Genomic DNA, 25920 nt, shown 5'->3' on the forward strand with positions numbered 1-25920 from the left:
TGACAAATAAACTGATATTACCAGTGGAGAGCCGTATGCAGGGAGACCTGCACGTACGGTTCGGGGGCAGGTTATGGGAAACCTACCACCGAAAGGTGGCAAGGCGTCCATTACCGAGCCTACATGTGAAATATGCCGACGAGCCGCTGCTTCTGAACGTGGAGATGTGTGATTTCATCCATGACGGGGAAACGGTGAACCGCCCGAACAATGCTATGGAAATCTATCTGACGGAGCTGGCCGAGGAATCCCCCCGTCTGGTGCGTCTGATAATGAAATCGGTGTATGAGGATGACAGGCGCCGCATCCGCCATATCGGCTGCAAGCGTTTCGGTATCCAGTTCCTGCTGAAAGGACTGTACACCCATAACGACCTGCTGTATTTCCATACACAGGTGAAGAACTCGTCCAATGTGCCCTTTGACGTGGACTTTGTGACATTCAAGGTGGTGGACAAGAAGGTGGTGAAACGTACCGCCATGCAGGAACAGGTCATCTATCCGCTGAGGGCACACAATTATGTGACACGTATTGGCGGAAAGGATTCCGAATGTACGGTATTCGCGCTGCCGAAGTTCACGATACCTGACGACAAGAAACTGGTCGTGGAAATGTTTGAGAAACAGGGAGGCCGTCACCAGAGTTTTGAGGTGGTCAACGAAGACCTGGTGCGTGCGGAAACCATCAACGAACTGAAGGTGCGATGAAAACGAAAGTTTTGTATATGCTGGCATTGCTGCTTGTCCTTTCCGCGGGACGGGCAGACGCCCAGCGTCTCCTCCCGAGAATGCAGGGCATTGAAATGCGTGGAGGAGCGGCTTCCGATAACGGATACTATATGGGTATGGCACTTTCAAGCTATGCCAAGGGCGGTGACAAGTGGGTGTATGGAGCGGAATATCTGCACAGGAAGCACGGCTACCGGAACATATCCGTCCCCTCGGCACAGTTTACGGCGGAGGGCGGGTACTACCTGAATCTGCTGTCCGATGCGGGGAAGGTGGTATTCCTGAACCTCGGCGGTTCCGCACTTGCCGGATATGAGACCGTGAACTGGTCCGAGAAAAGACTCTATGACGGTGCCACGCTGAAGAACGGGGATGCATTTGTTTACGGATGCGCCCTTACGCTGGAAATGGAACTGTATCTTGCCGACCGTTTCGCGCTGACCGCTTCTGTGCGCGAGCGTTTCCTTTGGGGAGGAAGTCTGGGATGCAGCAATACGTTATATGGATTAGGTGTAAGGATTGTAATTGATTGAGTGTATGAATGGTAAGAAATCAGATGGAATCAGATATGAGGATATGCTCAAAAAAGGATGGGTCAATTTGGGGCAAGTCCCGGATGAGCACAAGACTCCGGAGCTGTGCATGGAATTTGTGAGGTCGTGCGGTTATAACCTGAAGTACGTTCCGGAAGAGATGAAGACAAGGGAGATGTGCCTGGAGGCTTACAGGAGCAGTCCGGCTCCCGATTCCTTCCCTGACATTGTTGCTTCCATACCAGACAAGAATCTTGTGTTACAATGCCTTGTGGATTCCCTTGACAGACCTGGTGCCGCCAGTTTTGCTTCTGCAATGCGTCCGGAGCAGTTCGATGACAGGATTGCCGACTATCTGGTCGATATTGACGGCAACAGTCTGCAATATATGCCGGAGAGGATGCATACGGAAGAAAGGCTGTTCCGGGCTGTCCTGAGTTCGGGAAATCAGGCCTTGTCAAGCCGGAACATCCGTGAGGAACTGAAGACGGACGAGCTGTATATGGCCGGCATTCGGGCAAACAGAAGTTCCTTCCTTTTTATTCCCCGGGAACGCCGGACTGCGGAGATGTGTATGGTTGCAGAGAACGAGTATCCTTATCTTTTTTTGCTGAAGCCGGATGCTTTGCCGGATTCGGTCAAGAACGGCAACAATATATTCACGTTTGCCAGGCGGCTGAAAGAAACGACAGGGAAAAGGTACAGTGTGGACGGGATAAGGGAGCTTTATCAGGAACAGTGCAAAAAGGAGGAACAGAAGTCGGAAAGGCAGATTTCCCCAAAACGCGGCGGATTTCATTTCAAGGATATGCCTGAAAACCGGAAGAAAGGAGGGCTGAAGCTATGAAATGGCAGTCTGCGGATGTGGAAAGGTTGAGGGCTGTTCCCATAACCGGCTTGCTTGAACAGCTGGGATCTATGCCCAAGCGTTGCCGGGGAACGGAATACTGGTACTGTTCTCCACTGCGTGATGAAAGGAATGCATCGTTCAAGGTGGACACGCAGCGGAATGTATGGTTCGATTTCGGCATCGGGAAAGGCGGAGACATCTTTCGTCTTGTCGGGGAACTGACAGGCTGTATGGATTTCAAAAAGCAGTTGGAATTCCTTTCTAAAAGATCAGGCGTGCTGCCGGTATTGAATTTGAGGGAACGTGAGAAGGTCCCGAATGTTTCCTGCTTTGAGGAGGTAAAGGTGAAGGAACTGCATCGTAAGGCATTGACCGACTACCTGAGAGGAAGAGGCATTGCTCCGTTTATTGCCATGCGGTTTTGTAAGGAAGTCGAATACCGCATACGCGGCAAATGGTATTTTGCCATAGGCTTTATGAATCGGAGCGGTGGTTATGAGCTTCGCAATCCGATGTTCAAAGGATGTATTTCCCCGAAGGACATATCCTGCATCCGACTGTCCGGAGGGGAACAGGATACGTGCTGTGTGTTTGAAGGCTTTGCGGATTTTCTGTCGGCGGTAGTGTTGAGGGTTGTGACGGACGAGGATTGTCTGGTGCTGAACTCCGTGTCCAATCTGGAACGGTCGTATGACGTGCTGGACAAATACAGCACGGTACGGTGCTATCTTGACCGTGATCCTGCCGGAAAGGCAGCCTTTGAAATACTTGTGGAGCGTTATGGGAAAAAGGTGTCGGACTGTTCCGGGATGTATGAAGGGAACAAGGATCTGAATGAATATCTGACAAGAAAAAGGAAAAACGAATGAAAAAGGAGAAGAATATGAAAAGAGGAATGGCTATAATCGGTCGTATGGTTTTGTTTTGTATGGGTCTGCTGTCTGCCCTCATGGTATCGTGTGATTCCGAACTGGAAGTGCAGCAGAGCTATCCGTTCAGTGTGGAAACCATGCCTGTCCCCAAAGAACTGGAAAAGAATGAGACGGCGGAAATACGCTGCGAACTGAAAAGTGAGGGGGATTTTGACGGAACAATATATACCATACGTTATTTCCAGTATGACGGGGAAGGCTCCCTGAAACTGGACAACGGGCTTGAGTTCAAGCCTAACGACCGCTATCTGCTTGAGAACAGGAAGTTCCGTCTGTATTATACTTCCCTGTGTGAGGAGGCTCAGAACCTGATCATCACGGTGGAGGACAACTGGGGAAATACCATTGACATAGAACTGGATTTCAACAGTTCGGATGATGGAGAGGAAATTCCGGAAGAGACACTCCCTGAGGGTGAAGGAGGTGCCCGATAGCACTTTCATCGTTTTTGAGGTCAGCATTGCCGGTGGCGGTGCTGTGGGTGGCCGGTGTTCCGGCTCAGGATACCGTACAGGTATCACGCTGGAGCTTGGCAGTCCGGTGCATCAAAAAATACGAGGGCTGGCATGGACCGGAATGTTACCCTTATGTGGCCTATGGACACCGTATCCGCAAAGGGGAGAGATTTCCGGAGAAACTGACCGAAAGTGACGGAGACCGGATTCTGAGGAAGGATTTGAAGGAGATGTGCGCATTGTTCCGGCATCTGGGAAAGGATTCGCTCTTGGTCGCGTGTCTGGCTTACCAGGTGGGACCATACCGTCTGCTCGGTCATGGGAAAATGCCCAAAAGTACGCTGATAAGGAAACTGGAGTCCGGCAACCGGGATATTTATGAGGATTTCATAAAGTATTGCCATTATAAGGGTAAGAAGATTTCCTCTATCGAAAGGCGGAGGAAAGAGGAATACAAGCTGTTGTATATACATTAACAAGAGTCTGATACAAGAATCACTTCAATCTATTGTTAAATAGGAATATAGCAAGGTATTGGATTTATAGTGCCAAGTTATGACATTTAAACGAATACCACTATGTTCTCAGAGTTTAAAGTTAGGAGATTGGTGGTATGGTCGATGAATTTTGCAAGGAATTTGCGTTGCGGCAAGAAAATTTTCTTCTAAACTAAGAAGGAATAAAATAAAAAAGGGTCGCCTTATTATTGTACTGCACCCCAAAAGTTAGACACAAAACTTTTGGGGTGTTTTTTATGAAGTACAGTTACGAACAAAGGCTTATTATCGTTAGCCGGGTAAAACAAGGAGAGTTAATAGCTCATTTGTCAAAGGAGTATCATATCAATAAGACTCAGATATTGGCATGGGTGAGAATGTGGGACAAATATGGTCGTTCTGGACTGGAACAACAACCACATTGTCGTCCTACGGTTAAATTAAAAGAAGAAGTAGTACGTTTAATATTGGAAAAAGGTGTACCTTTATCCCATGTAAGAATAGAATACAGAATTGGTAAGACGGCTCTACAACGCTGGGTCAGTACAGTACGTAAGTATGGTTACGAAGCTCTTGCGCCGTCCAAACGCCAGGGAAGAGCATTAAAAGAACCTATGGGACGTCCAAAGAAGAAAGAACCGCAAACGGAACTTGAGAGGCTTCAGGCTGAAAATCTCCGCCTGAGGGCAGAGAACGCGCTGCTAAAAAAAGCGAAGGCCTTAGTCGAGGCAAAGAAGGCCCAAGCACTTCTGAATGGGCGCGAACCATCGACGAACTAAGGTCGGATTATCCTCTTGACTTGTTATTGAAGTTAAGAAAGATGGCTCGTTCTGTGTTCTATTACCATCTGAAGCGGCTTAAAACGATTGATAAGTATTCCAATGAAAAGGAATCAATCAAACTAATTTTTCATGAGCATAAGGGACGATATGGCTATCGGCGTGTAACAGCGGAGATGCATAACCGTGGCTTTATGCTAAACCATAAGACCATCCAGAGGCTTATGGGTGACTTAGGGCTTAAAAGCAAAATACGCATGGTACGATACCGCTCATACAAAGGTGAGGTTGGCAAGATAGCCCCGAACATAATAGACAGGGATTTTACGGCAGAAGCCCCCAACCGCAAATGGGCGACAGATGTAACACAGATAAAAATCGGTTCTGTCAAACTTTATCTTTCCCCGATATTGGATATGTTCAACGGTGAGATCATATCATACAACATCTCCCGAAAACCGGATATGGAACAGATATACGATATGTTGGATAAAGCGTTCACAAGGTTTGACAGTCTTGACGGACTTATACTCCATTCTGATCAAGGATGGCAATACCAACACTACGGCTACCGTAAACGTCTTGAAGAACATCATATAGTACAAAGCATGTCTCGTAAGGGTAACTGCCTTGACAACGCTATGGCGGAAAATTTCTTTGGAATTATGAAGTCTGAATTACTGTATACCGAGAATTTTGAATCTCCTGAAGCCTTTATAAAGGCTTTGGATAAATATATTGAATATTATAACAATAAAAGAATCAAAGCCCGGTTAAATGGAAAGAGTCCGGTACAATACCGAACTCTTTCTATTACGGGATAATGTTTAACTTGTCCAACTTTTTGGGGTCACTTCATTATTAAGGCAACCCTTTTTGTGATTCCGCCGCGATTCGAACGCGGGACCCACAGCTTAGAAGGCTGTTGCTCTATCCAACTGAGCTACGGAACCAACTTTATTTTCGGTACAAAAATAATGTATTTATGGAAAGCGGCAAATAATTTTCTATAATTTTTTACCTTTTTTAGTCAATAAAATAATTTGTTTTATTCCTGATTAATTGCTTTCTGATTCTAACATTTCAATGCTCCACCAATGCTTGCCACAATCTACCGACAAGCCGTACATGAGATTTTTCCCTGTTGTGTCGATTTCCACTACTGTGGCTTCCCGTTCCCAGTACTGTCTCATTTCCGGAGTAACGTCAAGCCCGTGGCATATTATCGTATGGTTGGGCATAACCGGGAATTCTTCGAAGAAACCTTCTCCTTTAATCCGGATTTTATCTCCTATTTTAAGCGTTGTTGATTTCATACGTTTATGTTTTTTAAGTATAACCATGAACAGAATATAGAGTTCTGATGTCCTGTTCCTTTGTCTGTTATGATGTTTGTTTAACGAACCGGACCCCCATGAAGATATTCCGGTCCGTTTTCATTTTTAATTCCATGTCTATTGTCTGGTAATGCCGTTTTCTTCGGTTACATCGAATTTCATCAGACCGGCAATCCGGGCATAGCTTTTATCGTAGAAGCGGTTGTATTCATCCTGATATTCATCCTTGTAGTGTGTGCCACTTTCCGGATTTCCTTCTTCATCCGGTTCAACAAACTCTTCAAAAGGACGGTTGTACTTGTTGACAAGGCATGCGGTTGCCAGTTCACCGGCCATTTCCATGATGGACGAATTGATTTCATGCCTGCTTTTCTGATAATATTCATGTAAATCCATATTGCATTGGTTAGCAGATGGTTTTGGACGTATGTTTTCCATCGGGTTTTGACATTCTTTCTCCGATGTTTGTATGTCTGTGAACTCAATACATTCTATAACGATGAAATCCTCACATCCGTATTCTGCCATTGCCATGAAATCGGAGAGGCTGTTGCAATAGAAGAATATGTTGTTGTCAAGCTCCTCAGGAATGTGTTCAAGTGCAATGGTAACTTCCGTATCTTTCATGTTGTCTTTCCAGATGATACGGCACAGGGCCAGTTGCGGTTCTTTATTGTGAATTGCAGTAAACTTACTGTATTGTTGCAGTATTTCGTCCTTTACCTCAGCCGTGTCGCTGATGACTGTGCCTGTTTTACAACTGTCACACCATCCGTATAGGAAAGACTCATCAGTGTAGTGGTCAAATGCCTTTGTATTGGGGTTTATCATCGCCTCACAGGTTACGTCCGTACTTCCGCACCTGCAACATATTGCATTTACTTCCGTTCCTGTTCCTTCTGTTTGAGACAGAATCCGGAGCATGAACTCATACATTTCGTTTAGCCATATCGGGTTGGCAAGTGCCAGTTCGTACTCACTTGTTACGTCATACGCATCTTCCGTAATCTTATTGTGCACTTCAAGGACAATGTCGTTCCCGACATCCTTTATCTTGTGTACGGTACATTCAACCGGGTCTCCCAAATCGTCAAACCAGATTACAAACACAGGGTCATGATCGTCGCTTTCAAGTGTGATTTCAGTAAGTTGGTTGGCTTTCATGAGCGAGAGTATGGAATTTATGATGTTTTCCCGAGCTGTTCAATGTCTTTTTCAAAAGTTTTCATATGAAATAATTTTTAAGTTTGTATTTATGTAGATGAATGTGACGGAATATGCATAAAAGGCATTGCGCTTATTCCGTAAACACGAAAGCTGTAACAGTTTTACTTTGCTGCTTCTATATTCTTTATGGCTTCCAGTATCTCGTTCAGACATACCGGATTGGCCAGTGCCGTTTCGTGTCTGTTTGTAATCTTATGGGTTTCTCCCGTTATTTTGTCATACACCTCAAGAAAAATGCTTTCATCTGCTGCAATTACCTTATGTACACGACATTCACACGGTTCTCCGGTCTTGTCGAACCATATTATAAAAACGGGATTGTCTGTTTCGGTCAATGTGATTTCGGAAACCGAATAGGAACGCATGAGAGTCAGTATGCAGGTTATGATTTCCTCTCTTATTATTTCTATCTTTTTTTGTATATTACCCATATCAAATAAGATTTAAAAGTTGGATTTCTGTCTTGTATTTCTCTAATGAAGGTTTGTACCCCCTGGAATGTATGGCTTCTTTCAGTTCTCCTATGGTGTAGCTGCGTTCCACATCCAGACCGTAGTCTTCCGCGAAGGCTTCTATTCCGGTCAGGCAATATCCCATTTCCCTGTGCAGCATGTCCGCGTTGATTTCCTTGGAGTCATGCGTTTTCTCGGAAAGTGCGGCCTGTTCCTTGAGTTTTCTTATTTTCAGATGGAGTCCCGGTACTAGTTTCTCCGGCTTTGTGTCGTGGTAGGTCAGCCCGTTCTTCCTGATGCAGTATTCCACCGTCTGTCCCATAAAGGTGTTGCGGTAGATGTCACATCCGAGTATGGTACGGATATGCTGCACGTCATAATAGCGCATGGCCTGTACGTCTTTCAGCTCTTTTTCGACCTTCGGCATCCTGAACTCAGGGTCGTTGTCACAGACGGTCTTTTCCAGCCATGTCCTGTGGAACGTGTCAATCCGTTTCCGGAATACGGTACGGGCAGGCAGATAACGGTTGGCGTGGCGTGTCATGATCAGGTAATATTCATATTCTCCATATCTTTTTTCACATCTCTGGAGTGCGATGTATGTAAGTCCGATACGGCAGTAACGGCGGTTGTCGCCCCGTTCCCTTATGTTCTCCAGTTCCGTTTCGCAACCGTAGAATTCGGCCGGCAGTCCGGTATATCTGCTGAACTCTGTGCTTCTTTCCTTGAAGTGGCTGACATTGTGTACGTTCTGTCGGCATAGATTCATCGACATTTCGTTGGTTATGAATTCCTTTCTGAGATAACAGAAGTATTCCGGCTTTTCGGCCATCACTCTGTCTGCAATATTCCTGTCCTGGAGTTCCTTCGGCATTTTTGAAAGCCATTTGAAGCTTCTGCCGTGTTCTGTCATATATTCCGCAAGTTCTTTTGTCCATATTTCTTTGGGGATGTCCGGATAGAAGGAATCCCTTCTTGCCAGTGCCCGGCAGACTTTGTCTGTCACCAGTTCAGGGCTGATGGGGAAATAGTAGTCGTTGATTTCCTTTTTCCCGTCCAGTACCCTGATGAGCCTTTCTTCTGTCCTGAACTTCTCGGGAAGCCGGCTGAACAGTTCCGGAACCCCTTCTGCCACCTTGTCTGCCATGGCATCGTCCGCATGTTCCGAGAACCATTTGTAATGCCTGGGGGATTTTATCAGATCCTGTATGTTACCGGTCTTTTCCGATATGGCTTTCCATACGGTATCGTAGTCCAGCCATCGGGTATCCACTTCGCCTATGGACTGTATGCACCACCTCCTGTAATATTCTGACTGTTTGAAACATTTAGGTATTATCTTGTCAATGGTATGGATGCTTATGCGTTCTTCCCGAATCAGTCTCTTCCAGAGTCTGAAGCCTTTGGCTCTTGGAGGGACAAAGGAGAGCATGACTTTGGCTGTGCGTATGAAATCCAGACCTTCACGGTCGGACGTGTAATGCCCTTTCCAGGAGCCTCTTGAATTCTGTATACTTCTGCACAGGGAGTACAGTCCGCTTGCTACGGTCTGGATGTTCCATGAAGATTCCGGTATGATATGGAGGCTGTCCAAAAAACTCCCATAACGGAAAAGTGTTTCGATAATGTCCCCGTTCCTGTATTTTTCGGGAACATATGGAAAATTCTTTCTGTCTGCCTTTACGGCTCTGAGACAGATGTCCCGGTTCCTTTTTTCTTCCGGTATCCTTGACAGGTTCCATGATTCCCATCCGGAATATTCGTTTTCGAATATCATGTCCAGAATCTTTGGGGTTATCATAGGCTCCGGCAGATAATTTACCAGTTCCGCACGATGCTCTGCTGCCGCCATTTCGGCCATTTCCATTGTAATGAATTTTTCCGGCAGGCAGGATATTGCCTTTGTTACATTGACATCTTTCATGATTTTCTGTTTTTGGGGGTTATTATTCTGATAAGTTCCGTCTCCCTGAATACATAGACAGTCTGTTCTCTGACATCCACCCTGTCCTGAAGTGTTTCCCATGTGTCCCATCCGTAGACAAATCCGTTCAGGAACTCCAGTGTGCCCCGGCTGTCTATTGTGGCAAACCTGATTCTGTCATCAAATACCGGGGGGATACGGTTGTTTTCCGGTATGAATACGCTGAAGCTTGCCCGGCTGATGTCGTATATGTTTCCACCATGTCCGAGCATCCATTTCCCGTTCTCATACAGGTAGGTCCATTCTCCTAAAAGGAAAAAGGTTTCCTTGTCCTTGATTTCATGTGCCTGTCCGTTCCCGAGCGGCATGCAATGGACATTATCGTTTCTCTCATTTTCCGGACTTGCCGGATTGTACGGGCTGCCTCCCAGTCTGAACAGGTCTCCCAGTTTGAGCAGTTGTCTTATCCTGCTTTCCTTACAGTAGAAGTTTTTCAGTATCATTCCGTTGTTATCGAAATCGCCACCTCTCATGACGGTAATATACCTTATTCCGTCCGGCTGTGACAGGCCGATGTAAGTCGTTTCATTCATGATTCTGGTAATTTATATATGGTTGGTTTGTTATCCCAGTCCTATTTCCTGCATGGTGGCAGGGTCTAACGGACAGGGCTGTATCAGGTAGTTTGTGCCCTTTCCCTGTGTCTGATGGTACTGCATGAAACATTTGATGTCGTCATCTTCCAGCTTCAGCCTTCTTTTGTTTCTTTTCAGGAATTCTTCGGCTTTGTCAGCAGAGCTGAAAACAGCCTGGGGTTCGAATGAACTGTATTCATGCCATGCGTTGCAGCTGAACAGGATATATGTTTCAGTCTGCTTTCCACTGCTCTTTACCATAATACATCTATGTTAGGTTCATAAAACGGACAGTCCGATTCCGCTTGTGGCGAAACCGGACTGGACCATTATAATTCTCGTCAATTATTGTAGGAAAGCAGGAATTCCGCCATTGCTCCGTTCTGCGGGATCATGGCCGGGAAATCGGTCTTTCCGGGTTTGTATATTTCTGTGGATACGTTATACACGTCCCATGCGGTAATTTGGGACTTTTCAAGCGAGAGTTTGAGCAGTTCCTCTGTAAAGACGGAAATCTGTCCTTGATTGAGGGGGTAGGTTTCCACTCTGGATGTCAGCCGTTTGTCCGTGCTGTCGTGGGAGACACGCATGGCGGTGAGCATTCCGATTATCATATACAATTCACCTGGTGTCAACACCTTTTCCTTGAGCCTTTGGATTCGGCTTCTGTCCGCATCCATGTCACGCTCAAAATTCCGCATCCAGTCATCCACCTTCTCGAACAGTTCCTCGGTCGTCACCTTGTCCTTGCCATAGTTGGCAACGCTTCGTTCGGGGGAGAGAATACATTGGTTGTGGCAGATGCGTACACATGGGCCGATTGCCGCCTGGATTCCGTCCTGATGGTAGGCTACCACGAGTGTGGTGGTAAGTTCGTCCGTATCCCCGTTCAGGATTCGGATGGTGGTGAAGATGCGGCGCAGGACATGTGCCTCCACTGCCTTTTCTCCGTAGGTCTGTTCAACCTGCGGAAGGATGACCACTCCCGGCTGTGTCCTGTTCTTGTTCTGTGCGGCGAAGATTTCCTCCACTTCGTAACTGAGGTTATGACGCCGGCAGATGTCCGTCATGCGATCTATGACCTGATAGTGGTAGATTCCCCTTACAGGATTTCCATAAATGTCGTTCTCCTTGTAGGTACGCTGGAGCGTTTCAAGATTCATCACTTCGATTCCGTTGTTCTGGAAATCAAATTGTTTCTGATTGTTCAATACTGCTAAAGTTTCCATAATTATAATTTTTAAATGGTTGATAATGATTTGTCCAATATATTGATGAGCCGGGCAGCCTCAGTAAAACGGCTGATGTTCTCCGGCATTGGATTTCTGTATTCCTCGGCTTTCATGCGTCTGATGGAGGGAATTCCGGTAAGGTGCAGCGCCTGATTGACCTTCCATCCGTCGGTGAAACTGTCCGGTCGGAGGCTGTCGTGGCAGATAACCTCTCCGACACATCCATGCACGAGCATGTTGCAGACGGTCATCATGCAGCAGGTGCGGCTGATGTCTTCTCCTACAAGATAGTTTCCCGGATTGTGCGCATGGTATGCCAGCAGGAGCCTTCCGCTTCCGCATGTGGGGTCTCCCATTCTCTGTCCGCTCTCTTTTTTGTCTGTCGCACACATGACCATGAGTTCGCAGATGTGTGCCGGGGTGAAGAACTGTCCGCTTGCCTGTTGTCCTGGTTTGGAACAATATGCCATATGGAGTTCCCCGAATGCGTCGAACCATCCGGATCTTCCAATCTGTTTCTGCATGATGAGTGTCCACTGGGTTGTCATTTCCATAAATGCGATGTTCTGCCGGCGTTTGTACTTCCAGTCTCTCATTGGAGGTGCGCCTGGAGAGAAACCATGTATGATGAAGCGCAGAAAGTCGTTGAAAACTGTCTGTATGTCGTATCCGCATGAACCGGCAAATCCGGTAATGAGCTTGTCAAGCGGCTTTACTTCGTTGGAAATTTCGTATCGTGCCATATCGTTTCGTTGTTCTTTGTCATGTGTGGTCATTTATTCTATATATTGTTACGGTGTGATGCTTGTCATCCGCAAGGATTCGTACGGGACCGTAATCCAGAAAATCCATGAGGAGCTGTCCACGGCCTTTCATTTCGTTCCACTCCTTGCGGGACATATCCTTCTGTTCCATCCGGTATCCCCATAGAACCAGTGAATTCGGGAAGATACCCTTGTACAGTTTCCCGTGCAGGATTTCGGTCAGTCTGTCCAGCTCGTTCCGGCTGTATACAGTGAAACCGTCACTGCGGTAGGTGTATTCGTTCCTTCTTTCGGGATCACGGTGTTTCATGATATGGTATTTCTGCCAGTTCCGTGTGGTATATCCGTCGTAAAGTGGGTCGGCTTCCCGGAATTTCCATTTGCGTACGGATGTCCGGAACTGAAGGTATCCCTTATGGTGGCGTCTGCCGTAGCCCCATGTATGGAACTTTTTAACCGCGGTTCCTGCCGGGACCAGAAGGGATGTGCTGATCTGTGTCCAAGGACTGCCTTCGATTTCAAATGCCGCTCTTTTTCTGTCCATGAAGCAGAACTGCATTTCAGGTGCAAGGCATATATGCGAATGTTTTCCGATAATTTTCTCGATATGCGCCTCCCCGAAATAGTCCCCTGTACGCGAGATGAACTCTACCGAGTCGCCTTCGACCGGTCCGTCCTGCTCTCTTGCCTTTCTGATGAGGCCAATCAGGCTGTTCACCTTTCTGACTTCGCGTGGGGTTATGGGATAGGCATAGTTCCTGTTGATATCCTCCAGATCTGATATGTTGTAAAAACCGTCGGATGTCAGACCTGTAATCCCTTTCTTTTGAGGGTCTGTTGTCTGTCTGTTCATATGGCATTGGTTTTGAGTGTGGTGAATATGATGTTGCAGTATCCGATACGCCGGGTGGTTTCTATAAGCTCACCTTTCTGCACGAGTTTCTCATATGCTTCTTGTATGAACCGGTATGCCGGAGAACCGTGCCATGTTCCGTACAGGTGGGAGGTCGTCGCTGAGTTTATCCTTGAAGCCATCAGCGATAGAATCTCCTCTTTTCCTTTTTTCCGGCATCTGAAGGCGTTCCTGATGTCATCCAGTATGTGTTTCCCGTATCTGTTGCGGTAATATTCCAGTTCCTCTTCTTCGGTAAAGGTATAGACCTCTTCCAGGATGCTGTCCCGTACAAGCCGGAAGCTGTCTCCGTTTCCTGTAAGTATCCGTGTGATTTCCGGAATGTGCAGGGCTTCACAATATCCGCTGATTTCCATGGGATGTACGTGCAACCTTGTCTTCCCTTTGACGATATAGGTTGCCGGAGTATACTTCCCTTCTTTTCTGACGGTGAACCCATATTTACGGAATAATCCGGATATTTCCCGGTAAAAGGCTTCTGTCCTGTCATGCGGGAGTCCTTTTCCCCATTCGTAACCGGTCTGGAGCGTATAGTGGACATGGTAGAGGACATTCTTTCCGATTCCGCTTTTCCAGTAGCCGTAAAAGTCCATGGTTCCGGATTGCGGTCCGAAACGGTAACCTTCAGGTGTGTAACTGTCCAATGTTTCCATGAGAGATGAAATGACAGAATCGGCATGTTCGCTGTTCCACCATCCGTCATCGCTGTTTTCCATGGCATGTGAGGGAACATGGTTCATCACTTGCAGGTATTCCGGTGTGTCTTTCAGTATTTCCATCATCCTGTCTGTCGCTTCTTTCCTGTTTTCCAATGAAAAGAGGACTGTATCCGTATCCGCATACAGCCTGTTCTGTGTCCTTGAATCTGTAATCATGACTTTGAATTTTTTATTGTTCGTACATACCGGCCTGTGGTACAGGCATTTTTATTTCTTGATTGCCTTGTTGTCCGTTTGCCCGCACCCATGCAAGGCTTGGCGGAAAAAAATACCGGAGCGAAGCGAGGATGATTTTTTTCCAGCCAACCAGCCCGTAGGGCCGCCTTGCTGGGGTTGCGCGGCAAACGGCTATATTTGCGGCAAGAAATGAGAATGCCATTTTTATATATCAGTGGAATATCCATTGGTACAACAGGTTTAAAGACAGGAAAGTAAATGCGTCATCCCGCAATGAGATGATTCTTGGAGTCAGAAACGGATGCCATACATCAAGAAATTCCTCCTCTACTTTCAGGAGTGTTTTGATTTTGTTTTTTCTGTATACGCATAATGCATATATGGAAAGTTCCATGAGGTCCAGTCCGGTTGCGACGTACCATAATATAAGCGATGCATTATGCACATCCTGCATGTCAATACATAAATCTGTCATAATCGGTCATTTTAAGTATTGATGGATTCTTTTGAAATATTCTGTCCCAAACTCAGAGCATATGGCTTCGTGGATTCTCCTAAAATCTTCCAGTTTGAGATGCGGAAAATTGGTAGAGTACATGTCCAGCAGGTCTTCGGGGGTAAGGGAGGGATTGTGCCATAGTATCTCATAAATTTGCTCCTCACATTCATACGGATTGTAAAAATCGCTGTCAGGAAGATATGTATAGATATCTGTACAATCGGTTATCACATGTTCCACGAAACCGATGCATTTCTGAAGGTCGGCTTTTACCGTGATTTCTTCATCGGTATGCGGATTGTAATATCCGCAGCTTACATTGATGCAACTGACGGCCAACCCGTTTTCTTTCAGTGCCATGACATCGGTCATTAGTCCATTTGTCTCATTATATCCCCATGAATGCGGGTTTATGGCTTGGATAAAGCACTCAGAGCATAAGGTCTGCCAGCCTATGTTTACAACCAGATCGGAATTGCCCTTCCTGTCAGGCTGTATGACAAAACGCACGTCATCAAAGAACGGCATATATGCATTGCTGCTTCCCTGGCATCCGGTTTCCTCCTCCCTGAAAAATGCCAGTTTGACGGTATCGAATTTTCTCAGGCATTCCAGACATACGAATATGCCGTTCTTGTCATCTGCTCCCAAATTCTCAAAACGTTTTCGTGAATGGGCATATCCGAAAATTATATCTTTTGTTTCAATGACTTTAAAATCAACGGAATGATTGCAGTATGATACCTGGTCGATATGGCTTATGAGGCAGGGATAGGTATCGCTCTTTCCTTTTATCACATAAAGGTTTCCGTAGCGGTCCTCTGAAATACTGATATTTCCAGGAAGTGTATTTATGTAAGAGCACAGGAAACGGACCATCCCGGTTTCCTTGCCACTTGGACTGTAGATGCTATACAGATGCTTCAGAAGTTGTGTATTCATGGCTCGGGTTGTTTTGATGTTTGTAATTATATGGGAAACGGGTAGCCGGATTGACGGCATTAAAGGCTTCGTCATCGAAAAACCATATTTTTTCATCCATGATCAGATCCTGTAATGTGCTTATGCTGATGGTCTTTTTCTCGTATAACAGTGTCTGATCGTTGTAGATATTGATGTTTGTTATATCATATTCATTCTCGAACCATTCATCGTCATATTCGGAATAATGCCAGTTTTTGGATTTAAATCTCTTTTCAGCCTCTTCCTTGCATGTTTGGCAGCAATACTGTCCTCCGGTTAGATCCGAATGTTTCGTGTCCTCAACCAACATGGCTTCCTCACATTCCTCACAAACGGTTATATCGGAATAGTGATGGTATTCATTTCTTGAACATATCCATTCGAAATCATCCAGGTTATTGGCATCCACACTTATTTCTCTCCCGTTCCAATAGCAGGTTCTTGTTTCCTCACAATAATACTGGTGGTACTCATCCCATTCCTCATTGCACTCCTCTTCATACGAGAGAGTTTCATCTGTTGTGTCCAGTTCGTGAGACCAGTTGGCGTGAGGATAATTGTAAGCCTTTCTGTTCGTGTAGTCATACCATTTGAAGGAGTCCTGATAGGACAAGGTGCCGTCTTCCTCCAAATCGCACTCTATTTCAAATTTCTTGTCATGTAGTGAGGTTCCGTCAATCTTGACAAAAGCACTTGCGTCATTGCATGAGGCTCCTACAATCTTGTAACCGTCAATATGCTTCCCATGAATCAGTTTCTCTATCAGCAGATGCTTGAAGATGGCATTGTCATCAGATGAGTATTGCCTTTCGAGCAGTCTCCATTTTCCTCCGTCGCTGTCTGATACATCGGTAAACAGTATGGCCCTTGCCAGGATGCTTCCTTCAGCATCGGTTATATAGGCGGCTTGAGCCTTGACCGAATATTTGTAGAAGTCGTCCCTGTTCATATCCGCCATGCATGAGTTGAAATTACCCTTGCATTTATCTCTGGTATATATCTTCTTGAAATTGCTGTCCACATGAAGCGTTACATCGGATGTCTGCCCGTACATGTATGTCTGCCATTTTTGCGTGAACACATCTCCTGAAAGCCAGTTAAGAACAGCTGGAGATATGATTTGTCCGATTTTTGTTTCAGCCATGACAGACCTCATGAATTTACCTGATTTCATTTTGAATGGACGGTCCCGCTTAATGTTCACATACCATATGGAGGCTTTGTCCATATCCCCGCATAGTCCCTTGTGTTCATCTGTCCTGTATTTGGCAGACCAGTAGGTTTCTCCGATCAGTTCTATTTTATAAGGAAGGCTTTCGTCTTCTTTTCCTGATGCTTTTACAGCACCCTGTATCTTTTCCTGAAGATCTGCCATATTGTGGATATTCAGCAGGGTATAGTCATTGTTCTCCCTGCAATATTTTAGGAGCGGACGATGTTTGAGATGGTCAAGCAGTATTTTGTTTTTTCTTACCATAGTGCCGTTGTTTCTCTGTTCAAGTCCGAAACATAGCTTGAATCCTTCGTAGCCGTTGAATTGATAGTATAGCATATTGATATTATTTTTATTGGATTAATTGTATGAATATGAAAAAGCCCCATTCGGGTGTGAATGAGGCTTTTATGTATATTCAATCATATTTGGTCATGTATGGATGCTCCATCCATGGATACGTTCTAAAGTGACCGCAAACGATTCGTCCGGATTTCCGTGATACAGAAGTCCTCCGACGATACCGGTCCTTCCGTCAGGATAACGTTCACAGAACCCGAAGGAATAGGGGGCATGGTCGAAATAGAGTTCGATCTCGCAGGGACAGTTCTTGTTCTTTTCCCATTGTTTGAGACGTTCAAGACAGTTTTCCAGTGTCTTGTCATTGATTGATTTGGCATACTGTACGACCTTGTCGTAATGCTCCTGTGTACACATGATTTTCATATTATTATAGTTTTTAGTGGTTGAAATGTTTATTGTCTGATTAATACAAAATATCAAGTTCGCGAATGAATACTTCAGCTTCACTGAATCCGTCACCTATAAGAAGAATTAGATCATCGTATTCAAGTTCTTCTTTCGTCAGTTCGTTTATATCAGGCATTATCAGAATTTCATAAATGCCTGAAGTCTCTCCGGCAGGATCGTGCCAGTAGACTTTTGTTCCTATTGATAGTTCTTGTATATCTATATTTCTCATTTTTTTGCTTTGTTTTTCAGTCAATCCAGAAAGTTCCGCAATCCGTACATCTGCATCCCGCAGGATACGAGTTGGAATAGCGGACATTCCGGTGCCGTTTGTAGTTCATGTCACCGAAGGTACATTGCCCGTTCCGGAATGTCATTTCATATTCCGCTTCCTGCTTTTGGTGTTCTGCCATCTTGCTTTTGTGGACTTTGCCGTTGATAGGGAAGAAACCGGTTTCCCATCGGGTTGAATCGCACCAGTCGTTGCTCATGCCGCATATTTCGTTCGCATAGGAGTAATGTACCTGTGAGTCGACAAACAGGTTGTCCCTTTTGAATGGGAATGTAAGGTCAAGCGGGATTTTCACGTGGTAGCCTGAACCTTCACGGCTGTCAGTGATGGCTACAATCACATTGCCGTAAAAACGTATGCTTTTGAAATCATGTTCCCTGTCACGGCTGAGAAGGCTGTCAAACATGGCATTGAAATAGATACGGAGTTCGCCGCCTCCTGTGGCGTTTTCCACCAGTTCCCCAATCAGCTCGTCAAACTCGCCTTTTTTCAGGCGCAATGCACGGCGTATCCTGTAACAGGCCATAGCAACCGATTCCCCCCGTTCCGGACAACCGGTATGATAGCCGTCAATCTCAATGCCGAGGGAATAGAACATGTTGGTTACGGAAGAGTTCCGTATCAGGTCCTTGACCGGATCGGACTGGTTACGTTCATATATCAGGTCCCTGATATTGTCCTCGCATTCATGGAATACGTCCTGAAGGCCGCAGGATTTCATCTCTTTTCTTACCTGTTCCATATATTCCTGTAGGTTTTCTATTTCCTGTTCTTGATACCATTCATAAGTTTTCTCATAGAGACTTTCAAGGCTGTTGGAACGGATACATTTCTCCTGGATGTCCTCGTGTTCGTCCAGATCTTCTCTGTAGTCCACATAGAACAGGTCTGTATATTCAGGAAGATATTGTTCTAAAGATTGTAGCATTTCATTCATGGCTCTTGAGTTTTTATTGAAATGTAATTTCCATATGCCCACTCCATCAGATGGATATAAGCCATATGGGCCTGTTCTAATGTTAGTTCCTTAGCAGTGGTAGCTGCCAGTATTTCATCCATCTTTAAACCGTTATTGCATAGTGATTTGATGTTTTCTAAAACCATTTGATATGCGGTGCTGCTCCAGTCGGGCTCGTGATGTATTTTGATTTTCAATTCATGGGAGTTGGAACCATCCATACAGCGTATTTTTTCTTTCATAGAGAGTTTTTCCCAAAAACGTTCACAGGAAGAAGCATATTCATCTTCCGTCATAGCATTTTCCGAAGGAAGGCCGTACTCATTGTATCCGCTCAGATACTTTTTTTCATTAATGGTAAGTCGTTTCCAAAAGCTGCTCAAAGCGTCTTTCAGTTTTTCCTCTTCTATAAGGACACTGTATTCCAGACAATCTTCACAAAAATTATTCACATACGCTCCGGTATCCATGTATGAAATCAGTCTGTTGTTCCTGTTGGGGTATATCCATGCTTTAGTCCGTACATTGGGAGAACCGCATTTTCTGCATACCCATCTTCCATATGAGTGTTGGGGGGAGTCGCATGTGGAGTGATTTTTAACTGTTTTTTTCTGAATCTGTCTCCTTAGCCATTGTTTGATTTTTGTATCCCATCGGGGATTTTTCTTATTCGTTTCCATGTTATTCTGTTTTTTTGTTGTCAGATATATTCCTGTTGCCGTAATATAATTCACACGCCCTGTTTACCAGGAGTTCGCGGTTATGGTCTGACAGTTCCGCATAGAACCTTTCGGCCGCCCCCATTGTCCCGCTTTCGCAGGCATATTCCCATTTGTTCCAGAAATGCGGGTCGTTGTTGAAAACGTACATGCATTCCTCCAGGCTCCACTTGTTCCACATGTAGAACATGAAGCTGCTGACTATATTGGCTTTTGTTCTCATATCCGTATGTCTTTATACCAGTTTCTTTATCAGTCTATATCGTAACCTATAAAATTGCTGTCGTTTATCAGCAGATAGTAGAACCCGTTCAGGCAGTTCCTTCTCTCTTTTGAGAAACCTCCGTGTATGTCTCCCTGTTTCATATAGCTGTCTCCTTCCTGATATGTTTCCAGCCATAGGGTTCCGTCATACCCTCGAAAGTTGAAACGCCCGGACCTGTATTGCTTTTTTTCCTTCAGTGCTTCTTGGAACTGGTTATACGTATAATCCCCGCACCATTTTCTTACTGCCTCCAATGTAATGACTTCCCCTTCTATGGGAACTCCCGTTGTCAGACCGTTTTCATACAGGCTCTTTCCCGGAACGGCAGCTTTCACTTTTCTCAGGTATGGATTGGTGAAAGTCGCTTTTGCGGCCAGAGACTGGTATTTCCTGACCAGCTTTTCGTTCCTTTCTTCTTCCGGTTGCGGATAACAGATTTTACTTATGGTATTCCATGAGGAGAAAACAAGTCCTTTATTACGTTTTTGTGGTATTTTTATTCCGATAATACCGTTGTCCCTGTTAATGAACAGTGTGCGTTTTTTCTTTTCGATGATGACTTGAAGGAAAGACGGATTTTTCGGATTTCTCAGATACTGTTCTGCTTCATGCATACGCAGGTCTGAAGTCTCTTTTTGGGTATATTCATTTATGTCCATGTCGGTCGTTTTTTAGGTTTGACAATATTCTTAAACACAGCTTGTACAAGGTCTTATGTTTCCATGTATCCTGTTTTTATGGTATCTCCATGTCTCTGTCAGATACTTTTTCGTCTCATTTATGCTCCCGTGTATGAGGTTGCCATGTCCGTCATAAAGGTAACAGGTGCTGACAAGGTGCGGAATGCCTTCAATGTTTTCGTACATATGGAGTTCGATGTCCTTTTTTATGGCATTCGTCTTTTCCTTTTCCACTCTTTTGTCTATCTCCCTGCATACCTTATTTATGTCCGGGGATGTGAATCCGATGATTTCGGAATGGAATGTAAATTGATATTGTTCCATGACTTTTTTCGTTTAATCTTCCGCAACCAGTTCGTCCTCGTACACTTCAAGTTCAAGTCCGCTGTCAACTATCCGTACCAGCCAGCGGTATTCCAGCTTTTCAATCAGTTCCACAACCCTGTAGCCTTTGTAGGGCACTTTCAGAAATACGATGTCTCCGGATCTCATAATATGTTCAGTTTTATTGTTCGTAAATTGTTTCTATCAGTTCCTCGTCCGTCAGGTACCGGAGTTCCTGCTCTGAACAGAACAGGCAGATGTTATCCAGCAGTTCGATTGCAGTGCCGTCCTGGTTTTTGGCTCCTTCAATCAATGTGTCCTCCAGTTCTTTAATTGAAACATTATATGTATCGTGATTGCCGTAAACCGTACGTATGGGGAAACGTCTTTCTCTATAAACAATGTATTCTATGATGTCATCCTGTGGCGGCAGTTTGGCACTGATTGTCTTGAATTTTTCAGGAGCCAGTTCCTTGAGACGTTCCGGGTTGAACCTGAATATTCTGAATCCGTTATATTCCAGATCTGTCGGTTCGGCAATCCTGTTGCGGATAAGGAATTCATGAGCGTGCCTGTTGCAGTCACGGCTGTCCACATACGCATGGAACGGTGGAAGTGAATTGCAGTTGATGGTAAGGTCCGTGTAGGATTCCCATTGTTCCCGGTTTCCATCCGCAGGTGTTTCCAGACCGATGTACAGATTGTCATTGTTGGCGTAGTTGTCCAGTATAAGCCTTACTTCAATATTATCCGCAGGCTCCGTGGCGGTTTTCCAGTATAATTTGTTACTTGTGTCCATATCAGTTTGTTTTTATTGGGAATACGATGGAAGTGCCACCATATTCCCAGGTTATTTTTATGCCTTGATGTTCTCGGTTTTATGTCCGGAGTCTTTCTTCACTGACCTCAATCTTTTCAGAAGATGCAGGAAATATTCACGGTCATAAATTCGGTAGAGGAATTCTTCATCCGTTTCCTTGACTTGTCCGACAAATGTTACTGATTCCCTGTTTGGAGGATATTGGAAGAACCTGCCGTTGGATGCCAGGGTAAATTTCTTGTGTGAGACGTAATCTATCAGTTCATCCGGAGTATCATATCCTCCTTTTCCCTTGTAAAACAGGTAATTATTGCTGCGCAGGCTCCTCAGTGTCCGGGCCATGTCCGCTCTTGCCTGACTATAGTCTTTTCCTATGACAAGGTTACAGATGAACAGTGGATGTTTTCCGTCCAATGAAAAGGAATAGGGTATCAGTTCTATACCGCCTTGATTTTTTTCTGTTGGATGTATGCAATCGGATTTCAGAAGTGTGGCGTTTCTGCATATGATCTCCATATGTCGGCTAATCTGTCTGTCCAGTTCGTTTCTTTCGGTTTTAATGGAACGCAGACCTTGGAAATAGCGGTTGTTCCGTGTAAAGCAGAAGGAATATAAGCTTCCGCTGTATGGTTCTCCGACAAAGAACGAGTCCGTTTGCAGGCGTAGGGGAGGCAGAATATCCATCAAATCGTAATATTCATTTTCCGTGATTTCTTTGAACGGTCCGGCCAGTCCCTGCTGATAGATCTGTAACATTTTTTCTATTCTGGATCGGCTGACGGCAATCAGGAACGGATTATTTTCCCGTATGCGTAGTTCTTCGAGTGTTTCCTCTCCGAAATCACTTCGTATTCCGTCCTTCATATAGGTAATACAATATCCGCTGAAGTATCGGGAATCTATGACATATTTCTCTTGTTTGTTCATAATTATATGTTTTGAAGGTTCAACACTCTTTTGGCTGCGCTTACGGCATTCCGTGTAAGCTGGCGTTGCCATGCCCGGTATTTGGGAGACCACTTGAAGCCGTTGCTTTTCAACTCCCTACGTTTCTCATCATTGGGGATGTTCTCGAAAAGGATCTGTAACCGGTCCGCCTCGTAGTTCCAGACCAGCCTGCCTCCTTCAAAACTTTCTTCCCGCTGTTCCCTTTCTCGGAACTCCTGTAGCTTTTCCCTTGCCATGCGTGCCTCTTCCGGTAAGTTGAAAAAGCGGTTACGGGGTGTAATGACCGGTTTTCTGCAATTGCAGTTGAATTCGGTGATGAAGTCCACCGCTTTCTGGACGATTTCAACTTCTCCCTTGTTGGCATAGGTGCTGACCTTGTTCAGGATGCTGCTGACAAACAATGCACGGTGGTATCCTTTAGCCTGTCCTGTATCAATCTCATTGATGGTCTGTGCACTGCTCTCAATGTCACGTTTCAACCGTTTCCATGCTTCATCCTGTTTTTGTTCTTCCGGTTTGGCAGCTTCCTTCATTTTTTCCATTGCATCCTTGAACCGTTTCCGCCATTCGTGGAATTCATCGTATTTCTTCTGATATGTGTCCAATGACTTGTTATTGCGCTGGTGGTTGAATTTTGCCGGTCCGGTCACCATTGGGCTGGCACACCGTGAAAGACTACTCAACATGGCAGAGAATTTGTTGTGGTATGCGTTGACATATTCCGCATGTTTTTCTTCGGGAATGTATTTGAGGTCTTCCACCAGTTGTTTCTCATAAAGCGTAATGTCCGTTTCTGCCCGTGCTTCCGGTTCAAACGAGCTCCACCTGTAAGCACTGTTGGCTGCTTCCCATAAGTCTTCCAGATAACCCGGATAGGAAAATTCGACAACTTCCCATTTTTCAAAATCAGCCGGATGGAGTTCTGTTTCTCCTTCGGTTGATTCAATGGTATGCACGTAATATCCCATTCCGGTGCTTCGTTTTCGGAAATGGAAAAGGACGGTTTCTTCTTCCGTTCCATGCTTTTTGATGCGCTTGACTCTGTGTGCGTTCTTTTTCGTCAGCATGATGGTGTTCTCGATAAGGTCTGCTACTGTTCCTTCACATACCTTCATTTCAGCCTTTTCAGTCATACTTTTTTTATATATTAATTAAACATGACCGGCTCCCTGGAGCCAGTATTTCTATTTCTTACCTGCCTGGCTGTTCTTTGCCCCTGACAGTACAAGGCTTGGCGGAAAAAAATACCGGAGCGAAGCGAGGATGATTTTTTTCCAGCCAACCAGCCCGAAGGGCTGCCTTGTACAGTCAGGGGCAAAGGACTAATTTTGCGGTAAGAAATGAAATAATGGTGGTTATGTTACTAGCAATCAGGTTGTCTGAGCTTGTTGCTGTTTCATCTTTTCTTTTACCGTATTCATATTATCTTTAATGTTCTTGTCCATGACTCTTGCATAATGTTGTGTCATCTTTGTAGAGGAATGACCGAGCATGGCTGACACTTCTTGTAACGGTACGTCATTGGCGAGTGTGACTGTTGTTGCAAATGTATGCCTTGCAGCGTGGGTGGTCAGATTCTTGTTGATTTTGCAAACGTCAGCGATTTCTTTCAAATAACTATTTAGCCTTTGATTACAGAAAACAGGTAGACAAGTACCTTTTTTGAGCGACAGCGGATGTGATTCATATTTTTTAAGGATTGCCAAAGGAACTGGAAGAATGGGGATATTGGCAATGGAAGAGGCTTTTCTTCGTCTTTCCAGTTTGACACGTCCTTTCCTAATCCACCAGTCGCCGTTATTGTCCTGTTCCAAGTTTTCCGGTCTTAAAGTGGAAACATCAGCGAACGCCAAACCTGTATAGCATGCAAAGATGAAAATATCTTTCACCAGCTCCAATCTTGGAATCTCGAAGTTCTTGTTCTCGATTGCTTGCAGTTCGTTGTACGTGAGAAACACAGGGTCGGTTTCATCTTGTTCCATTTTATATCCGAAGAAAGGGTTTTTACGCATCCATTCTTTTGCCAGTGCCATATTGGTAATCTTCTTCAGGCATTTCATGTAACGGACGATGGTGTTTCGGCATAGTCCTCCATTGGTTTTCAGATGGGTGTCAAACGCTCTGATAAAATCAGGACTTAATTCATGGAATGTAATATCTTCCTTACTATAGTAATTGGGAATGAAGTTTTCCAGTTTTTTCAACACATTTTTGTATCGGTTGATTGTAACTGGTGAATAGTCTATATTGACAACTTTTTCCATTGCCTCTATTTCACTATTTATTGTCTTTAGTACTGTATGGATATTCTCGTCTTTTCCGAACACCCGTTTTAATATGACTTTCGGTGTAATCAAGGCTTGCTCAAAAATCAGTTCCTTGTATTTTTCATAAGCACGTGTATTGAGCATGGCTATATAGTCATTCAGTTCTATGGATGCCCTGTCTTTCCCCTTGCTGCAACCTTTTGAAGCGTTCCAATATTTCAATTGGATGCTCCTTTGTATTCTTACTTCTTCATAATGTCCATTAATGGTAATCCTCATTAAAATGGGAGCTTCTCCATTTTTCAGCAATTTTGTTTTTAAAACGAAGAATAGAATGTTCATTGTACCTTGTTTCATCGCTTCTCATTTTTAGTGTGACACATTCAGTTAGTTCGTCAAACTTGAAAAGAGTAGGGTGTATAGAAATCGGTGGTTTTTTTGCGCCGGCAGTAAAATAACCACCGATTTTTGTATACCATAATTGGGATTTGGTAATTTTGAATGGAAGAATCCAATACGAAAATTATCTGATCCGTCGGTAATCTGTGTCCTCTATTCAAGCAGGTATGCAAAAATAGATTTTTGCACCTGAGAATGGTCAATACAAATAATTGAAAATAAGTGAAGTATGATGAATTCGGTGGTTTTTTTGTGGCCTTGAAAAAAAACCACCGAATGGGACATTTTTAAATTCCTAAATCTGCAAGTTTTTGTGTGTCGCGGGAATAAAAAAATCCCCTGAAATAGCTGTATTTCAGGGGATTTCAAGAAAAAACCGTTTGTTTTGGTGGTGCCACCAGGAATCGAACCGGGGACACAAGGATTTTCAGTCCTTTGCTCTACCAACTGAGCTATGGCACCAAATGTTGTTTTTTAATTACGGTGCAAAGGTATGCTTTTTTTCTTTAACCTCCAACTTTTAGAGGCAAAAAATAAAATAAATATTAGACATTATATAGATTAATTTGTTATATGACTCATTTTGTGGCTGATTCTGAAGTTGTGTAATCCACAAGCAATAAGAATCACCATATCTTCGAAACCGAATTTATGGCATCTGAATCGTTC

The 25920-nt window shown here is 44.6% G+C and carries 32 protein-coding genes, 2 tRNA genes and 1 pseudogene; 8 read left to right on the forward strand and 27 right to left on the reverse strand.

Features of this window, described 5'->3' with window-relative positions:
* From traN to H3001_RS15455, 8 genes and pseudogenes are all read left to right on the forward strand, one after another.
* Positions 1–707, forward strand: a 707-nt coding sequence (traN, locus tag H3001_RS15420) for a conjugative transposon protein TraN (RefSeq protein WP_246368647.1), incomplete at its 5' end; no start/stop codon positions are given.
* Entirely contained in the window at positions 704–1261 is a 558-nt protein-coding gene (locus tag H3001_RS15425) for a conjugal transfer protein TraO (protein ID WP_181215394.1), read from the forward strand. The genes traN and H3001_RS15425, both read left to right, overlap by 4 nt.
* A gap of 4 nt (positions 1262–1265) precedes the next feature.
* On the forward strand, positions 1266–2108 hold the full coding sequence (locus tag H3001_RS15430; protein ID WP_181215395.1) for a DUF4116 domain-containing protein: 843 nt from the start codon (positions 1266–1268) through the stop codon (positions 2106–2108).
* Positions 2105–2980 (forward strand): toprim domain-containing protein, encoded by an 876-nt coding sequence (locus H3001_RS15435; RefSeq protein WP_181215396.1) that lies wholly within the window; start codon positions 2105–2107, stop codon positions 2978–2980. Before H3001_RS15430 ends, H3001_RS15435 begins: the two co-directional genes overlap by 4 nt.
* Entirely contained in the window at positions 2977–3477 is a 501-nt protein-coding gene (locus tag H3001_RS15440) for a DUF3872 domain-containing protein (RefSeq protein WP_181215397.1), read from the forward strand. Before H3001_RS15435 ends, H3001_RS15440 begins: the two co-directional genes overlap by 4 nt.
* Before the next feature lie 14 nt (positions 3478–3491).
* Entirely contained in the window at positions 3492–3974 is a 483-nt protein-coding gene (locus tag H3001_RS15445; protein ID WP_394367816.1) for a glycoside hydrolase family protein, read from the forward strand.
* Positions 3975–4252: 278 nt separating this feature from the next.
* Complete coding sequence (locus H3001_RS15450) at positions 4253–4774, forward strand: helix-turn-helix domain-containing protein (RefSeq protein ID WP_181215398.1); 522 nt, start codon at positions 4253–4255, stop codon at positions 4772–4774.
* Positions 4756–5598, forward strand: a pseudogene (locus tag H3001_RS15455) (IS3 family transposase); the annotation flags it as partial. The gene H3001_RS15450 and the pseudogene H3001_RS15455, both read left to right, overlap by 19 nt.
* Before the next feature lie 55 nt (positions 5599–5653).
* Here H3001_RS15455 and H3001_RS15460 read toward each other — a convergent pair.
* From H3001_RS15460 to H3001_RS15595, 27 genes are all read right to left on the reverse strand, one after another.
* Positions 5654–5727: transfer RNA gene (locus tag H3001_RS15460), tRNA-Arg, on the reverse strand.
* 105 nt (positions 5728–5832) lie between these two features.
* Positions 5833–6090: a hypothetical protein gene (locus H3001_RS15465; RefSeq protein ID WP_181215399.1), complete on the reverse strand. Its 258-nt coding sequence runs from the start codon at positions 6088–6090 to the stop codon at positions 5833–5835.
* Positions 6091–6228: 138 nt separating this feature from the next.
* The gene (locus H3001_RS19520; RefSeq protein ID WP_246368648.1) at positions 6229–7275 is read right to left on the reverse strand and encodes a hypothetical protein; all 1047 of its coding nucleotides are present in this window, start codon (positions 7273–7275) and stop codon (positions 6229–6231) included.
* A 164-nt stretch (positions 7276–7439) separates the two neighbouring features.
* Entirely contained in the window at positions 7440–7769 is a 330-nt protein-coding gene (locus tag H3001_RS15480; RefSeq protein WP_181215400.1) for a hypothetical protein, read from the reverse strand.
* Between the two features lies 1 nt (position 7770).
* Positions 7771–9714: a hypothetical protein gene (locus H3001_RS15485; protein WP_181215401.1), complete on the reverse strand. Its 1944-nt coding sequence runs from the start codon at positions 9712–9714 to the stop codon at positions 7771–7773.
* Complete coding sequence (locus tag H3001_RS15490; protein WP_181215402.1) at positions 9711–10307, reverse strand: hypothetical protein; 597 nt, start codon at positions 10305–10307, stop codon at positions 9711–9713. The genes H3001_RS15485 and H3001_RS15490 overlap by 4 nt, the downstream gene beginning before the upstream one ends.
* Positions 10308–10337: 30 nt before the next feature.
* Positions 10338–10610 carry a hypothetical protein gene (locus tag H3001_RS15495; RefSeq protein ID WP_181215403.1) on the reverse strand — a complete coding sequence of 91 codons (273 nt, stop codon included), beginning with the start codon at positions 10608–10610 and terminating at the stop codon, positions 10338–10340.
* An 80-nt stretch (positions 10611–10690) separates the two neighbouring features.
* A complete protein-coding gene (locus tag H3001_RS15500) occupies positions 10691–11578 on the reverse strand; it encodes a DUF932 domain-containing protein (RefSeq protein WP_181215404.1) in 888 nt (295 codons plus the stop codon).
* Between the two features lie 11 nt (positions 11579–11589).
* On the reverse strand, positions 11590–12324 hold the full coding sequence (locus tag H3001_RS15505) for an N-6 DNA methylase (RefSeq protein ID WP_181215405.1): 735 nt from the start codon (positions 12322–12324) through the stop codon (positions 11590–11592).
* Positions 12325–12343: 19 nt separating this feature from the next.
* Positions 12344–13198, reverse strand: a complete 855-nt coding sequence (locus H3001_RS15510; RefSeq protein WP_181215406.1) for a DUF4121 family protein — start codon at positions 13196–13198, stop codon at positions 12344–12346.
* Positions 13195–14133 (reverse strand): hypothetical protein, encoded by a 939-nt coding sequence (locus H3001_RS15515; RefSeq protein ID WP_181215407.1) that lies wholly within the window; start codon positions 14131–14133, stop codon positions 13195–13197. Before H3001_RS15515 ends, H3001_RS15510 begins: the two co-directional genes overlap by 4 nt.
* A gap of 232 nt (positions 14134–14365) precedes the next feature.
* Complete coding sequence (locus H3001_RS15520; RefSeq protein WP_181215408.1) at positions 14366–14629, reverse strand: hypothetical protein; 264 nt, start codon at positions 14627–14629, stop codon at positions 14366–14368.
* A gap of 6 nt (positions 14630–14635) precedes the next feature.
* Positions 14636–15595: a zinc-binding metallopeptidase family protein gene (locus H3001_RS15525; protein WP_234154604.1), complete on the reverse strand. Its 960-nt coding sequence runs from the start codon at positions 15593–15595 to the stop codon at positions 14636–14638.
* Positions 15564–17168, reverse strand: a complete 1605-nt coding sequence (locus H3001_RS15530) for a hypothetical protein (RefSeq protein WP_181215409.1) — start codon at positions 17166–17168, stop codon at positions 15564–15566. The genes H3001_RS15525 and H3001_RS15530 overlap by 32 nt, the downstream gene beginning before the upstream one ends.
* Positions 17169–17261: 93 nt before the next feature.
* On the reverse strand, positions 17262–17555 hold the full coding sequence (locus H3001_RS15535; protein ID WP_181215410.1) for a DUF4120 family protein: 294 nt from the start codon (positions 17553–17555) through the stop codon (positions 17262–17264).
* Between the two features lie 40 nt (positions 17556–17595).
* On the reverse strand, positions 17596–17811 hold the full coding sequence (locus tag H3001_RS15540) for a hypothetical protein (RefSeq protein WP_181215411.1): 216 nt from the start codon (positions 17809–17811) through the stop codon (positions 17596–17598).
* 16 nt (positions 17812–17827) lie between these two features.
* The gene (locus H3001_RS15545) at positions 17828–18808 is read right to left on the reverse strand and encodes a hypothetical protein (protein ID WP_181215412.1); all 981 of its coding nucleotides are present in this window, start codon (positions 18806–18808) and stop codon (positions 17828–17830) included.
* A complete protein-coding gene (locus H3001_RS15550; RefSeq protein WP_181215413.1) occupies positions 18805–19509 on the reverse strand; it encodes an eL43 family ribosomal protein in 705 nt (234 codons plus the stop codon). Before H3001_RS15550 ends, H3001_RS15545 begins: the two co-directional genes overlap by 4 nt.
* Position 19510: 1 nt before the next feature.
* Positions 19511–19771 (reverse strand): hypothetical protein, encoded by a 261-nt coding sequence (locus H3001_RS15555; RefSeq protein ID WP_181215414.1) that lies wholly within the window; start codon positions 19769–19771, stop codon positions 19511–19513.
* Between the two features lie 29 nt (positions 19772–19800).
* Positions 19801–20472 carry a hypothetical protein gene (locus H3001_RS15560; RefSeq protein WP_234154600.1) on the reverse strand — a complete coding sequence of 224 codons (672 nt, stop codon included), beginning with the start codon at positions 20470–20472 and terminating at the stop codon, positions 19801–19803.
* Between the two features lie 30 nt (positions 20473–20502).
* Positions 20503–20817 (reverse strand): hypothetical protein, encoded by a 315-nt coding sequence (locus H3001_RS15565; RefSeq protein WP_181215415.1) that lies wholly within the window; start codon positions 20815–20817, stop codon positions 20503–20505.
* Between the two features lie 12 nt (positions 20818–20829).
* Positions 20830–20985 carry a hypothetical protein gene (locus H3001_RS15570; protein WP_181215416.1) on the reverse strand — a complete coding sequence of 52 codons (156 nt, stop codon included), beginning with the start codon at positions 20983–20985 and terminating at the stop codon, positions 20830–20832.
* Positions 20986–20998: 13 nt separating this feature from the next.
* Positions 20999–21616, reverse strand: a complete 618-nt coding sequence (locus H3001_RS15575; RefSeq protein ID WP_181215417.1) for a DUF4313 domain-containing protein — start codon at positions 21614–21616, stop codon at positions 20999–21001.
* Positions 21617–21673: 57 nt separating this feature from the next.
* The gene (locus H3001_RS15580) at positions 21674–22564 is read right to left on the reverse strand and encodes a DUF1419 domain-containing protein (protein WP_181215418.1); all 891 of its coding nucleotides are present in this window, start codon (positions 22562–22564) and stop codon (positions 21674–21676) included.
* A 2-nt stretch (positions 22565–22566) separates the two neighbouring features.
* The gene (locus H3001_RS15585) at positions 22567–23718 is read right to left on the reverse strand and encodes a hypothetical protein (RefSeq protein WP_181215419.1); all 1152 of its coding nucleotides are present in this window, start codon (positions 23716–23718) and stop codon (positions 22567–22569) included.
* 237 nt (positions 23719–23955) lie between these two features.
* Positions 23956–25209 (reverse strand): site-specific integrase, encoded by a 1254-nt coding sequence (locus H3001_RS15590; RefSeq protein WP_181215420.1) that lies wholly within the window; start codon positions 25207–25209, stop codon positions 23956–23958.
* Positions 25210–25637: 428 nt separating this feature from the next.
* A tRNA-Phe gene (locus H3001_RS15595) sits at positions 25638–25713 on the reverse strand.
* Positions 25714–25920 lie beyond the last annotated feature (207 nt).

It is taken from the genome of Phocaeicola faecicola (assembly GCF_013618865.1).
GTDB lineage: Bacteria > Bacteroidota > Bacteroidia > Bacteroidales > Bacteroidaceae > Phocaeicola > Phocaeicola faecicola.

Coding starts and splice junctions, on each gene's coding strand:
- H3001_RS15425 (WP_181215394.1), top strand. CDS start 704: ATGAAAACGAAAGTTTTGTATATGCTGGCATTGCTGCTTGTCCTTTCC.
- H3001_RS15430 (WP_181215395.1), top strand. CDS start 1,266: ATGAATGGTAAGAAATCAGATGGAATCAGATATGAGGATATGCTCAAA.
- H3001_RS15435 (WP_181215396.1), top strand. CDS start 2,105: ATGAAATGGCAGTCTGCGGATGTGGAAAGGTTGAGGGCTGTTCCCATA.
- H3001_RS15440 (WP_181215397.1), top strand. CDS start 2,977: ATGAAAAAGGAGAAGAATATGAAAAGAGGAATGGCTATAATCGGTCGT.
- H3001_RS15450 (WP_181215398.1), top strand. CDS start 4,253: ATGAAGTACAGTTACGAACAAAGGCTTATTATCGTTAGCCGGGTAAAA.
- H3001_RS15465 (WP_181215399.1), bottom strand. CDS start 6,090: ATGAAATCAACAACGCTTAAAATAGGAGATAAAATCCGGATTAAAGGA.
- H3001_RS19520 (WP_246368648.1), bottom strand. CDS start 7,275: ATGAAAGCCAACCAACTTACTGAAATCACACTTGAAAGCGACGATCAT.
- H3001_RS15480 (WP_181215400.1), bottom strand. CDS start 7,769: ATGGGTAATATACAAAAAAAGATAGAAATAATAAGAGAGGAAATCATA.
- H3001_RS15485 (WP_181215401.1), bottom strand. CDS start 9,714: ATGAAAGATGTCAATGTAACAAAGGCAATATCCTGCCTGCCGGAAAAA.
- H3001_RS15490 (WP_181215402.1), bottom strand. CDS start 10,307: ATGAATGAAACGACTTACATCGGCCTGTCACAGCCGGACGGAATAAGG.
- H3001_RS15495 (WP_181215403.1), bottom strand. CDS start 10,610: ATGGTAAAGAGCAGTGGAAAGCAGACTGAAACATATATCCTGTTCAGC.
- H3001_RS15500 (WP_181215404.1), bottom strand. CDS start 11,578: ATGGAAACTTTAGCAGTATTGAACAATCAGAAACAATTTGATTTCCAG.
- H3001_RS15505 (WP_181215405.1), bottom strand. CDS start 12,324: ATGGCACGATACGAAATTTCCAACGAAGTAAAGCCGCTTGACAAGCTC.
- H3001_RS15510 (WP_181215406.1), bottom strand. CDS start 13,198: ATGAACAGACAGACAACAGACCCTCAAAAGAAAGGGATTACAGGTCTG.
- H3001_RS15515 (WP_181215407.1), bottom strand. CDS start 14,133: ATGATTACAGATTCAAGGACACAGAACAGGCTGTATGCGGATACGGAT.
- H3001_RS15520 (WP_181215408.1), bottom strand. CDS start 14,629: ATGACAGATTTATGTATTGACATGCAGGATGTGCATAATGCATCGCTT.
- H3001_RS15525 (WP_234154604.1), bottom strand. CDS start 15,595: ATGAATACACAACTTCTGAAGCATCTGTATAGCATCTACAGTCCAAGT.
- H3001_RS15530 (WP_181215409.1), bottom strand. CDS start 17,168: ATGCTATACTATCAATTCAACGGCTACGAAGGATTCAAGCTATGTTTC.
- H3001_RS15535 (WP_181215410.1), bottom strand. CDS start 17,555: ATGAAAATCATGTGTACACAGGAGCATTACGACAAGGTCGTACAGTAT.
- H3001_RS15540 (WP_181215411.1), bottom strand. CDS start 17,811: ATGAGAAATATAGATATACAAGAACTATCAATAGGAACAAAAGTCTAC.
- H3001_RS15545 (WP_181215412.1), bottom strand. CDS start 18,808: ATGAATGAAATGCTACAATCTTTAGAACAATATCTTCCTGAATATACA.
- H3001_RS15550 (WP_181215413.1), bottom strand. CDS start 19,509: ATGGAAACGAATAAGAAAAATCCCCGATGGGATACAAAAATCAAACAA.
- H3001_RS15555 (WP_181215414.1), bottom strand. CDS start 19,771: ATGAGAACAAAAGCCAATATAGTCAGCAGCTTCATGTTCTACATGTGG.
- H3001_RS15560 (WP_234154600.1), bottom strand. CDS start 20,472: ATGGACATAAATGAATATACCCAAAAAGAGACTTCAGACCTGCGTATG.
- H3001_RS15565 (WP_181215415.1), bottom strand. CDS start 20,817: ATGGAACAATATCAATTTACATTCCATTCCGAAATCATCGGATTCACA.
- H3001_RS15570 (WP_181215416.1), bottom strand. CDS start 20,985: ATGAGATCCGGAGACATCGTATTTCTGAAAGTGCCCTACAAAGGCTAC.
- H3001_RS15575 (WP_181215417.1), bottom strand. CDS start 21,616: ATGGACACAAGTAACAAATTATACTGGAAAACCGCCACGGAGCCTGCG.
- H3001_RS15580 (WP_181215418.1), bottom strand. CDS start 22,564: ATGAACAAACAAGAGAAATATGTCATAGATTCCCGATACTTCAGCGGA.
- H3001_RS15585 (WP_181215419.1), bottom strand. CDS start 23,718: ATGACTGAAAAGGCTGAAATGAAGGTATGTGAAGGAACAGTAGCAGAC.
- H3001_RS15590 (WP_181215420.1), bottom strand. CDS start 25,209: ATGAAACAAGGTACAATGAACATTCTATTCTTCGTTTTAAAAACAAAA.